Genomic DNA, 13,548 nt, shown 5'->3' on the forward strand with positions numbered 1-13,548 from the left:
GGGAATCTAAAAAAATAGCATAGATAATACTGTTAGATATTTTAGATCCCGCACCGAAGCAGGGATGACACCGAGGTTACTTAAGTTAATAAAACTTGCACACTTGGTAAAGTATATATCTTTTAACATAAAATTAATATTTATTATAATGAAGTTTAATAAAATACCAAAATATTCAGAAAAATATTGTAAATTAAGTGACTGTATTAGAGTTTTAGCAAGTGATAGCATAGAACATGCCAAGTCAGGGCATCCAGGTATGGTACTTGGCATGGCAGATGTGATGACAGTTTTAGTGTTTGATTTTCTTAAATTCAATCCTAATGATCCAACTTGGTTTGACCGTGATCGCCTAGTTCTATCAGCTGGGCATGGATCTATGTTGCTTTATAGTTTTTATTATTTAACAAATTATAAAAATTTTCACTTAGAAGATTTAAAACAATTTCGAAAATTACATTCAAAAACTCCTGGACATCCAGAATATGGGGCATATGAAGCTATTGAGGCTACTACAGGTCCTTTAGGTCAGGGATTTGCCACTTCAGTGGGTATGGCAATTGGTCAAAAAAAATATCAACAAAAATTGGGCAAAGATCTTAGTGATCATAAGATTTATTGTATAATTGGAGATGGATGCCTAATGGAAGGTATAAGCTACGAGGCTGCTTCTTTAGCTGGGCATTTATGCCTTAATAACTTAATAGTTTTATTTGATGATAATAAAATTTCCATCGATGGTCCTACCAACCTTACCGTATCTGAAGACCATTTGCTTAAATTTGCTGCCATGGGTTGGATTACCGAATCTATTGATGGACATGATTTTGAGCAAATTAATGCCAGCTTAACTAGGGCAAAAAATTCTGATAAACCCTACTTCATTGCCTGTCGTACTTTAATTGCCAAAGGTTCTATTAACAAGGTAAATTCAAATGCAGCCCATGGTTCGCCCCTTGGCAAAGACGAAGTTAAACTGCTAAAAGAAAATTTAGGTTTTAAGGATGAGGAGTTTAGTATAGCAGAGGAATTAAAAGAGATATGGGGCATCGCTTGGCTAAGAAATCAAGTGAGTTATAATAATTGGCAGGAAAACTTTGTTGATATAAGTCAAGAACAAAAAGCGTATTTTGCTAGACCTAATATCGATTGTTCTTTTCTTGATAATATCCCTATCCCGGTAAAAGATGAAGCAACTCGTAGTTCATCCGGTAGAATTGTAGAAGAATTAAGCAAACTATCTGATAAAATTATTTTTGGGTCAGCTGATTTATCATTATCCAATAATATCAAAAATAATCATAGTAAAGTAATCAGTAAAGATGATTTTAGCGGCAACTACATTCATTATGGTGTTCGTGAGAATGCTATGGGTTCTATCATGAACGGACTGTCATTATCAGGATTTTTGCCTGTAGGTGCTACTTTTCTAGTCTTTTCTGATTATATGAAGCCAAGTATGCGACTTTCTGCTATTATGCAACAACAAGTAATCTATATAATGACTCATGATTCAATCGGTGTAGGAGAAGACGGCCCTACTCACCAACCAGTTGAACATCTAGCAGCCCTCCGAAGTTTACCAAATATGATGGTACTACGCCCTGCAGACTATATAGAAACAGCCGAGTCTTGGCGAATTGCACTATCTAATAAACAAGGTCCTTCTGTTCTTGCTTTAACAAGACAAGCTGTTCCTCAAATTACTAAGATTCAAGATGGGGAAAATCAAATAGTTAACCACATCAGTTCACAAAATTTATGCTCTAAAGGTGGGTATATATTGTCAGGTTTTGATGACATAAGCAATAGGGATGACGACCAAACTATTACTATATTTGCCACAGGTTCTGAATTATCAATTGCTTTAAAAGTACAAGAGCTGCTAACTAACCATGGTTTTAAATCTGAGGTCATATCAATATTATGTTTTGAGCTGTTTTTTAAACAAAAACCTAGCTATATCCAAAATATTTTATCTAGGGGTAACTTAAAAGTTGCTATAGAAGCTGCAAGTAGTTTCGGCTGGCATCGAATCATCGGAGAAAACGGGCTGTTCTTTGGAGTCGACCAATTTGGTCTATCTAGCTGTTCTGAAGATGTATATTCATATTTTGGTCTTACTCCTTCAAATATCCTAGAAAAGATTATGGTAAAAATTAAGGAAATGAAAGAGAGTATTTTTATTAGCAATATGTAACAATTTCCTTTCAAACAGTAGCTGAATATACGCGAATTCGGGATAAGAATTAACTAATTCTTATCCCGAATTCATACATAATACCATTTCCCATTATTAACTACGATAACCTCAGTTCGATATAAGAATTAATAATTCTTATATCGAACTGGCTTTGTTATAAGGAAAAATGCACTCTTGAAGCGGCTGACGCGAGTGCATTTTAACTTTTTTCATCATTCAATATACGTTAATTCGGGATAAGGATTAGTCAAAATAGCAGACATATATACACTACGAAGAGCAATTAATGTATGAATTCACAGAAATGCAATTTATATATATCCAAAATCTTGTATTAGTTATAGCTAAAGCATTTTTACTAATCCTTATCCCGAATTGACGTAATATGTGATTTTAATTATTAAAATCACATATTGAATGGAGTGTTATATTTTAACAATCAGGTGTAGAACCGCTTCAAACCTGATTGTTTCTATATATAACACGAAAGTTCGATGTAACTTGTTACATCGAATTCAGGTTACGATAATATACTCGATGAAAATCAACAATTGCGTTGTCGTTGTCCAAGACCTGCGGTACTCACGTACTAATGTACGCTGCGCTCCTCGGCTTAGACACTCCTGCACTTGTTGATTTTGATTCTATCGTCTACCAACTCTTCATTTATGAGCAGTATACTACAGTTGTAGTTACTACCCAAAGCTGTCATTCTTAGCAACGGCGGGAATCTAAAAAAATAGCCTAAAAGACTATTAAACATTATTATATCCCAGCTTTCGCTGGGATGACATCGTTTTGACATTAGTACTACACTGTAGTGCTAAATAGCGTAGTTAATAATGGGAAATGGTATTAAACATAAATCGGGAAATTATCTACTAATTTTTTAACTTGCTTGCGAGTTTCTTGCTCACAATCACTATTATCTTGCGTAGATTTCAACCCATCTAATACGTTGCAAATCATCTCGCCAACTTCTATAAATTCCTTTTCTTTGAATCCTCTAGTGGTGCATGCTGGAGTACCAAGCCTAATACCAGAAGTAATAAACGGTGAAGTTGTATCAAATGGTATAGCATTTTTATTACAGGTTATGCCGGCTCTTTCAAGTGAATCTGCGGCCATCTTACCAGTTATACCATATTTTCGCAGGTCCACTAATACTATATGATTATCAGTGCCATTAGTTAAAATATCATAGCCTCTTGCCACTAAACTACTAGCAAGAGCTTTTGCATTACTCATAACCTGTTTTATATAAAGATGATAGTCTGGTTTTAAGGCTTCCAAAAATGCTACTGCTTTTGCTGCAACAATATGCATTAACGGTCCACCTTGCATGCCAGGAAATAAAGCAGAATTTATCTTTTTGCCCAATTCCTCATCGTTTGAAAGAATAATACCACCACGTGGACCACGCAGAGTTTTATGAGTAGTAGAAGTAACAGCATGAGCATAAGGTAAGGGACTTGGATGTTCCTCTGTAGCAACAAGTCCGGCAATATGGGCAATATCTGCTAGCAAATATGCCCCTACTCTATCAGCAATTTCCCTAAATTTGCTAAAATCTAATTGACGTGAGTAAGCAGAATAGCCAGCTATAATCAATTTAGGTTTATGCTGCACGGTCATTTGCTCTATTTGTGAATAATCAATTAAGAAAGTTTCTTTATTCACCGAATAGGACACAGAATTAAACCATTTGCCAGACAAGTTAGGGGAAGCACCATGAGTCAAATGCCCCCCTGTATCTAGCGACATACCAAGTATGGTGTCATGTGGTTTTAATAGGGCTAAAAATACTGCCTGATTAGCCTGAGAGCCGGAATGAGGCTGAACGTTAGCATAGTTACAATTAAATAGTTTTTTTACTCGTTCTATTGCTAAAAGCTCAGCTTTATCAACTTCTTCACAACCATTATAATAGCGTTTTCCTGAATATCCTTCAGCATATTTATTGGTAAGAACTGACCCTTGTGCTTCTAATACTGCCGGGCTTACAAAATTTTCAGAAGCAATCAATTCGATAAAATCATGCTGACGCTTTTTTTCAGCATTAATAATTTGGTATATTTCATTATCTGTTTCAGATAATTTATTAGGACAAATACTCATTGGGCTAACTTACTATTTTAGTTGTAAAGTTATTTTTAACTTCAGGAGGAGGTATGTCATCCACTCACCCACTCGATGTCATTTGGGAATGGCATCGAGAGTACGGTAACGTTATATCGAACTCACGCGAATTCGGGATAAGAATTTGTCAATTCTTATCCCGAATTGGGGTGAACTCAGGTTACTTTAACGCTTTCAAGCCTTCTTCAAGACCTTTCGTAGAAAGTGGAAGATTTACTTGTTGACCAGCTGAATTCATTATCCCCACGATAGGATTAGCATCTTTTGATAAAATATCTTTAAGATCTTTATCTGATATCTCAGCAACAGCCTGACAAGAATCTTTTGTACAAGTAACGTACTTACCTGGAGCAACTAATTTTTGAGAACTAATAATTGACGTACCTGGAGCAACAGAAACATCAGTAGGAACTATTTGTATCATTTTTAAACTTTTTGCCTTACCACTACCCAAATAACCTACTTGATACACAGCTAACACTTGTTGTTTACCATCTTTATTAGTAGAGTTAATTGCTTGACTTAAATAACAGACCTGTCTTTTTTCAGCATCTGTGGTGCAGTTAACTACCCAATCTGAAAATTTTTGCCCCTCTTTAACCGCAGCATCAACTCTACTAGGATTACCAAGAAATAGTCCCAAACCCATTACAGCAAGACCAGCTGTAACAAACAATGATTTTTTAATACAGTTTGTCATAATTCTACTTATTTAATTATTTATATTATTAGTGGGCAATGACAGATTCGAATTGTCGCCCTTTCGTAAGCGAGGATGTCGTAATTTTGACGCCTAATTTCTCTTTTTCAGTCCTTAAAACCTAGTCCTTAAGATTTCTTCGCTTACTCGAATTTAAGGACTAGAGGATATCTGAATTTAATATATTTGTCAATCTGTTAAAATTAAGTCATCTATTTATAAACCTCAATTATCGATGTAATAAATTAATAGTAGGCTCAAGTAATCATCGCCATTAGAGGTACATCCGAAGGTGCAGGGATTGACATTGCTTTTTATTTAAGATAACATGAACATGTAGCTAAAACCTTCTCAGGTTAGCTATAAGGTTTAAGCATAGAAAAGAATATGATAGATACTACTAAACCTAAAATTTGGGTACTGGCTGACAGCAGTGTAGGTAACGCCAATCAAGCCATAGCTCTAGCAGAAAAGATCAAGCTTGGTTACGAATTAAAACCTATTGAATATAATTTTTGGGGTAATTTGCCAAATTTCTTACTCCGATTAAGCCCTATCCATGTAAAAAAGGAACTATTACAATCGTGGGAATTTATTACAGACAGGCAAGGATTCCCAGACTTAATAATTTCTGCCGGGAGAAGAACTGCTTCTTTAGCAAGTTATTTAAAACATAAGTCTAATGGTAGAATAAAAATTGTTCAAATTATGCACCCTAACCTACCGTTCAAGCAATTTGATCTAATTATTTTACCACATCATGATAAAGTTAGTAAGGAAGAACTAAATATGTACTCAAGTGATTTGAGTATATTGAGAATTACTGGGGGTCTGAACAATGTCCAAGCAAAAATACAGGATGGCGGTATTGAATTACGTAAAAATTATCCAAAACTTGGGAAATTTATCTCAGTAATTATCGGTGGTAATAGTAAAAATTATACTTTTACCGATGATAATGCTCGCCAAATTGCAACAATATTATCTAATCTTATACAAAAAAGCGAAGAATATAGCTCGTTTATTAGTTTTAGTAGACGCACCCCCAATTCAGCAAAAGAAATTATTAAAAACAATATATCTTCCTCTGCCATTATTTATGATCCAACAGAGGAAAACACTAAACCTAACCCTTATTTTGGTATGTTATCACAGGCAGATTACATAATTTCCACTGCTGATTCGATTTCAATGTGTAGTGAGGCAGCCTCGACTGGCAAGCCTCTTTACATATTTTGTCCTAATAATTTTAAATCACCTAAACATCTATCGTTTACACAAAAATTGGTAGAATTAGCAATAGCGAGAATATTAGACGAATCTGTAACTCAGCTTGAACAGTATAATTATCTCCCACTTAATGAAGTAGAAAAAATTGCTAATATAATAGTCTCAAAAAATTGGATACGCTCATGATATTAATTGACTCTCATTGCCATTTAAACATGTTGAAAGAAGATTTATCAACAATAATAGCTCGGGCTGAGGATAATGGTGTTCAGTACATGCAGACTATATGTACTACCCTTGAGGAATTACCGACTATTTTAGAAATAACCGTAAAATACGGTAATATATTTGCCTCATGTGGCGTACATCCTAATGAAGTCAAAGAAATTGCTATGTGCGAAACTATTGTGGATTATTCTAATCACCCTAAAATTATTGGTATTGGTGAAACTGGTCTTGATTATTATTACCAAACATCCGACAAAAATAAACAGATTGGTTCTTTTGGGCAACATATACAAGCATCTCAAAGTACCGGGTTGCCAATTATAGTACATACAAGAGAAGCAGAAGAAGATACTATTGATATTTTAAGCAGTGAAATACAAAACGCACCATTTACCGGTCTTATTCATTGCTTTACATCCTCAAAACATTTGGCAAAGAAAATGCTTGACCTTGGTATGTATATATCGGTTGCTGGAATTGTAACTTTTAAAAATGCAGCTAGTTTACAGGATATAGTACGTTATATTCCACTAGATAGATTATTAATTGAAACAGATTCTCCTTACCTAGCCCCCGTTCCAATGCGTGGAAAGCAAAATGAGCCAGCCTTTGTTAAATATGTAGCAGAAAAAATAGCTGAAATAAAGGAAACAAACCTAGAAACAATAGCAAGTGCCACTTCCAAAAATTTTATGTCTTTATTTACTAAAACACATCTTATGTATTCAACTACTGTTTGAAAGGAAATTGTCACATATTGCTAATAAAAATAATATATCTTTAAATCAGATTTATTTACATAATAGACTAATGTATATGATGCTGCTAATAGTTAATAATCAACTTTAATTAATGAGTTAGATATGTTTATCACCTTATTAAACTTCAATTCGATGTAGTAAGACATCGGTTTAATAGCCTAGGGTGTCATCCCTGCCCCTTCGGATGTCACCCCTGCGTAGGCAGGGGTCTAAAAATGCTCAACAGTACTTCGATCTACTTTTTTTAGATACCGCACCGAAGCAGGGATGACATAGAGGTTAATATATATACCCCGCCAACAATTATTGATAGTTTGTCTCATTTTACTTTTTTATAAATTTTTTTCATAAAACACTTAGTGCTAGAGATTTATAATATATATTACCATTAGTTGTTGCAATTATAAGGTAATATGTATACTCAAAACTTACAGCAGAATCAAGTGATTCAAAATTTAATCATAAAATCTAGTACAGACAATAGCGTAGTTATTTCAGGTTATGCTAGTGTTTATAATATTTCTGACCAGCATAATGACCTAATTGTTAAGGGAGCTTTTGCCTCAGCTAATCATTCGCATATCAAGTTTCTTTGGCAACATGATTGGCAAAAACCAATAGGTGTAATTAAGTCTTTGATAGAGGATGATTACGGCTTAAAAGTTGAAGCTGTAATTAATAATAAAATTGAAAAAGGCAAAGAGGCTATAGAACTTGTCCGTCAAGGGGCAGTTGATAGTCTTTCCATCGGTTTTAATATAAAAATAGCAAACTACAATAACTTAAATCAAAGAATTATCACTGAAGCTGAATTAATTGAGGTTAGTATAGTAACTTTCCCAGCCAATTACCAAGCTAAGATTTCACATATCACAAAACAAATATATTCAAATGATACAATTTTAATGGAGAATAACATGGATACAGAATTAATGACCAAACAAAACAGTAATGAGATGAAAATCAATGAGTTACAGGAGAAAATATATAATCTAGAAAATTTTTTGTCTCGTCCAGAAATAGGAGGGATGCAAGATATTGAGTATAAAACAGCTTTTGATAGTTATATTCGTAAAGGTAACCAAAGTGAATTAATCCAAAAATCTTTAAATAGTGGGGAGCAGGAAGGTGGGGTATTATTAGTACCAGCTTTATATAATAGTATAATCACTGAGATTAACGCTAGATCACCTATGAGGCAATTAGCATCAATTGAAATAATTTCTAGTAATGCCCTTGATATAGTAATTGAAGATGGCAATTTTGCTAGTGGTTGGGTTGGCGATCTAGAGGCAAGAGAGGAAACAACCGCTTCTAAGTTAAAGCAACAGAGAATTTTTGTACATGAGCTTTACGCTCAGCCAAAAGCCAGCCAAACTTTGATAGATGATTCAGCTATTAGGATAGAGAACTGGCTGATAGAGCGTTTAAGAGATAGTTTTGTAAAAGCCGAAAATGATGCGTTTATTAATGGAGATGGTAAGAAGAGACCACAGGGTATTTTATCTGGATATCATGATAAAATAGAACATTTTGATATGGGTGAGCAAGTTACCGCAGAAAAATTACTGGATTTTATTAATTTACTTGATGAAGAATATTTGGCAAATGCTAGTTTTTTAATGAACCGTACTACCTTGTCATTCATTCAAAAACTGCAAGATAATAATGGTCGTTTTATTTGGCAGCAGTCACTCTCGGACTCTTTAAAGCAAACAATTTTTGGAGTGCCTGTGGTTTGTTGTTCTGAGATGCCCGTGATAAGGAAAGATAATATTGCAATTGCTATAGGTGATTTTAAATCAGCATATAAAATTATAGATCGTGGTGGTATTAATATCATGAGAGACCCTTATACCGATAAGCCATTTGTAAAATTTTATGCAGTAAAAAGAGTAGGAGGCGATGTAGTAAATCAGAGTGCTATTAAATTGGCGATATTTAGCTGAATCAGAAATAAAACGTCTATTAGCGAGAAGGTGCTTGCACCACAACTGTTGAAAGTTTACAAACACCTATACCACAGCGTCTATTAGCGAGCGTAAGCGAAGCAATCTAGGAAACAATCTATAGATAAATGATGTTACTGGATTGCTTCGTCGGTCTTACAGCCTCCGTAGCTCATGACGTATAGGGAAGGTGTATTTACTAACTTTCGACAGTTATGGTGTCATTCCAGCGTAGGCGGGAATCTATAATATCTAATAGCCTCTGCAGGTTATTTTTTGAATCCCCGCCTACGCGGGGATGACATCCTTTTTTGCTAGGTATTATATGTATAAAAAAAATATATTTAAGGTTATTGAATTAATTCCTCAGACTATTTGGACTTTAGTAGAAGTTAAAAACTATATGAGGATAGAAGGTAATTATGATGATGATTTAATTAATAGTTTAATAGATGCGGCAATTATGGCCGCTGAGAATTTTACTAAACTTACGATAATAACAAGGAGGATAGAATTTGTTTGCAATATTAAAAATCAGCAAAATTTTCAGTTAAAATATCAACCGATAAAGGAGCTGGTAAAAATTACTCTAACAAGTAGTGATGGATCAGCGATTGAGTTGCAATCTAGGCAATATTACCTAGATATGGCTAGATCATTATTATGCTTAAATAAAAAATTAGAAAATTACCAACTAATGATTGAATATTTTGCTGGTTATGATAGAATTAATATCCCAGCATCAATAAGACATGGCATATTAATGCATATAGCAGAAATGTATGACAGAGAAAGGCAAAATGCTACTTCTTTGTCAACGGAAGTTAAGAATTTGTATTTAGCATATAGACAATTAAAAATATAGTTAAAAATGAAAAAATCAGTAGCACGTAGTCTGCAGCATCAGGTAAAAATTTTAGAGAACTTTTCTACAAGTGAAATAGAGCGAGAAAAATGGCAAGAGAAATTATCTGTTTATGCTGAAATAAAACCTATTTGTGATAATCGATTTACATCGATAGAACCTGTGAATTTTGGTCATATTATGACGGAAGGGTTTTATCTGTTTAAAATAAGATTTATCAAAGGCATTACCACCAAGATGCGTATATCATTTAGAGATAGGCAATTTGAGATTAAACGGATTATTAACGTGGCAGAACAAAGTAAATTCTTGAATATCATAGGGTTAGAGATATATGTCTGTTAATTTTATTCATGATTTTCACATGACAATATATAAATTATTATCTAGTGACCAAGATATTAGACTTAGTGTTGACCGAATTTATATATCGGTAGTTCAGGATGCAAAATATCCGTTCTTGCTAATAAATATTTTGAAAGTTGAAAATATATCAAGATTAGATCAAAATATTTACGAGGTGGAATTTGAGATAAGTGCTTTTGCTAGGGATAAAAACCAAGGCCTGTTGACTTTAGTTGCTGAAAAAATTACTAATAAATTAACAGCTAATGCATGTATTCTTCAAGATTATATTGTTGCTAGTATGAAAGCATGTAATATAAATTTTCAGCGTAGTTCTGACCTTATAACTACTAAGCTTACTATAGATTATAAAGCTTTATTGAAGGAAAAGGGAGTAATTAATATGGAAAAATATTTAGACCCAACAAATGATAGTTTGTTTAAGAAAATCTTCCGTGATAAGGAGAATTTAAAAGAATTTCTTAATAGTGTTCTTGATTTATCTGAAATGTACAGAATTAAGGAAATTGAATTTATTCCAGTAGAAGAATTAGCGGGGATTCATAAGGGTAGGAGAAGTGTATTTGATTTAAAAGTTAAAGATGAATCAGGAAACTGGTACATTATCGAAATGCAGAAAAAAAATGAAACCGATTATTTAAAAAGAGTACAATATTATCCTGCCCATTCATATGTTGGGCAACTTATAGAAGGTTTAACTCACTTGGATTTATTGCCAGTAATAGTGATTTCATTGGTAAAAACTAGAATATTTGACAAAGAAGTGCCTTATATAAGTATTCATAAAAATGTTGAGACTACTACTAATAAACAATATTTATTTGACCTCTCTTATATATTTATAGAGCTTGGAAAATTTAAAAAAACACAATTAACGAGTGTTGCTGATGAGTGGTTACATCTATTCAAATGTGCAACACAAGAGACAGAACCACCTAAAGATATTAAGAGCAGTAAGGTATTAGATGCTTACCATATGATTGAACGGTATAAGCTTACCCCAGCAGAATACGACTTATATATTAGGACTAAATTGCAGGAAGATGCAGAAAATATCGCTTTATCAGAACATTTTACTAAAGGTAAAGCTGAAGAAAAAATAGCAATGGCAAAAGAAATGCTAGCTAATAATGAGCCGATAGAAAAAATAGTTAAATATACAAAACTATCAATAGAAGAAATAGAACAGCTAAAGAAATAAGCTTTGTATACTCAAATGATTTGGAGAAATTAAATGATTAATCTTGAACAAGAAGATTTTTTATTATTGAAATCTATCTTAAAAAAATATCCATATACATTTCAAGCATATGGCTCTCGCAGTAAAGGTAGCAATAGGAAATTTTCTGATCTTGACCTCTGCATTATGGAGCTAATAAGTGATGAAGAATTACTTAACTTGCAAGAGGAATTAGCAGAATCTGATTTGCCAATTAAAGTAGATGTTAAAAGATGGCTTGTTGATATGAATGAGGATTTTAGGTCGCTGATAGAAAAAGATCTGACACATTTACAGGAGAAATTATGAATTTTCATGATATACGTATGCCAAAATTTATTGAAACTTTTGCTGTTGGCAGACCAGAATTTGCTACTTCTTGTGCTATGACATTATCGGGCAGAGAAGTGAGAAATTTAGATAGAGAATATGCTAAACAAAAATATTTGATTAAAAATTGTCGCCTGAGTAGTCTTGAATTTGAACAGTTTAGTTCTTTCTTTAGAGCAAGAAGAGGAGGGAATTTTGCCTTCCGTTTTAGAGATAATGTTGATTATCAAGTATCAAGGCAAATTATTGGCAAAGGTGATGGGGAATTAACTCAATTCCAACTGGTTAAACTATATGAAGACCCAATTTTGCCCTATGCTAGGACAATTAGTAAACCGGTATTTGGTAGTGGAGAATTCTATGTTAATGATATCAATACAGCAATTCAAGTTGATTATAATACTGGAGTAGTAACCTTGCCAAAACCATTAGATAAAGATCAAATTTTGACAGGTAATTTTATTTTTGATGTAGCTGTGCGATTTGCTAGTGACAGTTTTGAATATTTTTATTCTTCTGACGGGTCAATAGAATTATCTCCCATAGAATTATTGGAGGTTATATGACAGTAGCTTTAGCAGAAAATATTGATAATCCCATAGCTGAATTACAGGGGTTTACTTATTGTTTCCATATAAAACTACAAGATAGTCTTGATCTGTATCTTACCGAGTCTGATAGATCATTATCAATTGATAATGTAATATTTGTTCCGAATTCTGGAGTGACTTTAAAGGAAGGAGGATTTAATGATTCTGCCCAGAATTACATTATCTTAGAAGGAGTTTTTGAGAATGAGGGAGTAAAGCAACATCATGATTTAGCACAAGCTATAGTTAAGATATATGTTTGTTTTGCTAACTCTTGTAGGCATTTTGTTACTTATCGCTGCATCACTTATACTAAAAGAGATTTGGATTTTACTTTACGTTTAGAGCCAAATATAGATGTATATAATCAGTCGTTACTGCAATCTTTTAGTAAGAATTGTCGTGCTAATTTTGGTGATTTGAAATGCAAAATAGATAAAACAGTTTATAGTCAGATATATAATATTAAGGAAATGTTTGGTAGAACTATGGTTATCTCAAACCTTGATAAAGAAAATGGTTATTTCAATTACGGGGATGCTAGTTTAGCTGATGGTCAGGCTAATGCTCAGTTTTATAGTAAAATCCTTAGTCATTCTGAGAATTTAATTACATTGGATAAAACAATTCCCGATAATATGAAGCATAATAAAACTGTTTTACTTACTGTAGGTTGTGATAAAAAATTTATAACTTGTTGCAATAAGTTCAACAATGCAGTAAATTTCAGAGGAGAGCCATTGATTCCTGATGATAACTTTATCAAAGTGATTTAGGTAAGGCAGACTAGATGTCCATAATACCCTACTTTTTTCTATAATCGTCATCGCGAGGCATCTTTAGATGCCGTGGCGATCTAGTGAAGTGAGGCGTAATACTGCATAAAGATTGCCACGTCGCTGCTGTCGCCGCTCCTCGCAATGACGATTGTGGTGTCTGTAGGTGCGATTACACAAAAAATGTAGGGT

Annotated in this window: 12 protein-coding genes; 10 read left to right on the forward strand and 2 right to left on the reverse strand. The window is 33.5% G+C overall.

Annotation, left to right across the window (positions count from 1 at the left end; genetic code table 11):
* Nucleotides 1–148 precede the first annotated feature (148 nt).
* Nucleotides 149–2,200 (forward strand): transketolase, encoded by a 2,052-nt coding sequence (gene tkt, locus ACN1AG_RS06340; RefSeq protein ID WP_417904746.1) that lies wholly within the window; start codon nucleotides 149–151, stop codon nucleotides 2,198–2,200.
* Nucleotides 2,201–3,058: 858 nt separating this feature from the next.
* Here the strand turns inward: tkt and glyA are convergent.
* Together glyA and ACN1AG_RS06350 are read right to left on the reverse strand one after the other, a co-directional pair.
* A complete protein-coding gene (glyA, locus tag ACN1AG_RS06345) occupies nucleotides 3,059–4,321 on the reverse strand; it encodes a serine hydroxymethyltransferase (RefSeq protein WP_417904747.1) in 1,263 nt (420 codons plus the stop codon).
* 181 nt (nucleotides 4,322–4,502) lie between these two features.
* Nucleotides 4,503–5,042: an invasion associated locus B family protein gene (locus ACN1AG_RS06350; RefSeq protein WP_341758368.1), complete on the reverse strand. Its 540-nt coding sequence runs from the start codon at nucleotides 5,040–5,042 to the stop codon at nucleotides 4,503–4,505.
* Between the two features lie 387 nt (nucleotides 5,043–5,429).
* Between ACN1AG_RS06350 and ACN1AG_RS06355 the strand changes: the two genes are divergently transcribed.
* The 9 genes from ACN1AG_RS06355 (at nucleotide 5,430) to ACN1AG_RS06395 (ending at nucleotide 13,356) form a co-directional block, all read left to right on the forward strand.
* On the forward strand, nucleotides 5,430–6,458 hold the full coding sequence (locus ACN1AG_RS06355; protein ID WP_417904748.1) for a mitochondrial fission ELM1 family protein: 1,029 nt from the start codon (nucleotides 5,430–5,432) through the stop codon (nucleotides 6,456–6,458).
* Nucleotides 6,455–7,240 (forward strand): TatD family hydrolase, encoded by a 786-nt coding sequence (locus ACN1AG_RS06360; RefSeq protein WP_417904749.1) that lies wholly within the window; start codon nucleotides 6,455–6,457, stop codon nucleotides 7,238–7,240. The genes ACN1AG_RS06355 and ACN1AG_RS06360 overlap by 4 nt, the downstream gene beginning before the upstream one ends.
* Nucleotides 7,241–7,674: 434 nt before the next feature.
* Nucleotides 7,675–9,210 (forward strand): phage major capsid protein, encoded by a 1,536-nt coding sequence (locus ACN1AG_RS06365; RefSeq protein WP_417904750.1) that lies wholly within the window; start codon nucleotides 7,675–7,677, stop codon nucleotides 9,208–9,210.
* A gap of 325 nt (nucleotides 9,211–9,535) precedes the next feature.
* Entirely contained in the window at nucleotides 9,536–10,075 is a 540-nt protein-coding gene (locus tag ACN1AG_RS06370; RefSeq protein WP_417904751.1) for a head-tail connector protein, read from the forward strand.
* 6 nt (nucleotides 10,076–10,081) lie between these two features.
* A complete protein-coding gene (locus ACN1AG_RS06375) occupies nucleotides 10,082–10,420 on the forward strand; it encodes a phage head closure protein (protein WP_417904752.1) in 339 nt (112 codons plus the stop codon).
* Nucleotides 10,410–11,642: an Rpn family recombination-promoting nuclease/putative transposase gene (locus tag ACN1AG_RS06380; protein ID WP_417904753.1), complete on the forward strand. Its 1,233-nt coding sequence runs from the start codon at nucleotides 10,410–10,412 to the stop codon at nucleotides 11,640–11,642. The genes ACN1AG_RS06375 and ACN1AG_RS06380 overlap by 11 nt, the downstream gene beginning before the upstream one ends.
* 33 nt (nucleotides 11,643–11,675) lie before the next feature.
* Entirely contained in the window at nucleotides 11,676–11,969 is a 294-nt protein-coding gene (locus tag ACN1AG_RS06385; protein ID WP_417904754.1) for a nucleotidyltransferase domain-containing protein, read from the forward strand.
* Nucleotides 11,966–12,556, forward strand: coding sequence for a TIGR02217 family protein (locus tag ACN1AG_RS06390; RefSeq protein ID WP_417904755.1), 591 nt, complete (start codon nucleotides 11,966–11,968; stop codon nucleotides 12,554–12,556). Before ACN1AG_RS06385 ends, ACN1AG_RS06390 begins: the two co-directional genes overlap by 4 nt.
* Nucleotides 12,553–13,356 carry a DUF2163 domain-containing protein gene (locus tag ACN1AG_RS06395; protein ID WP_417904756.1) on the forward strand — a complete coding sequence of 268 codons (804 nt, stop codon included), beginning with the start codon at nucleotides 12,553–12,555 and terminating at the stop codon, nucleotides 13,354–13,356. The genes ACN1AG_RS06390 and ACN1AG_RS06395 overlap by 4 nt, the downstream gene beginning before the upstream one ends.
* The last annotated feature ends 192 nt before the right edge of the window (nucleotides 13,357–13,548 follow it).

Origin of the sequence: Candidatus Tisiphia endosymbiont of Micropterix aruncella (assembly GCF_965178575.1) — a bacterium.
GTDB lineage: Bacteria > Pseudomonadota > Alphaproteobacteria > Rickettsiales > Rickettsiaceae > Tisiphia.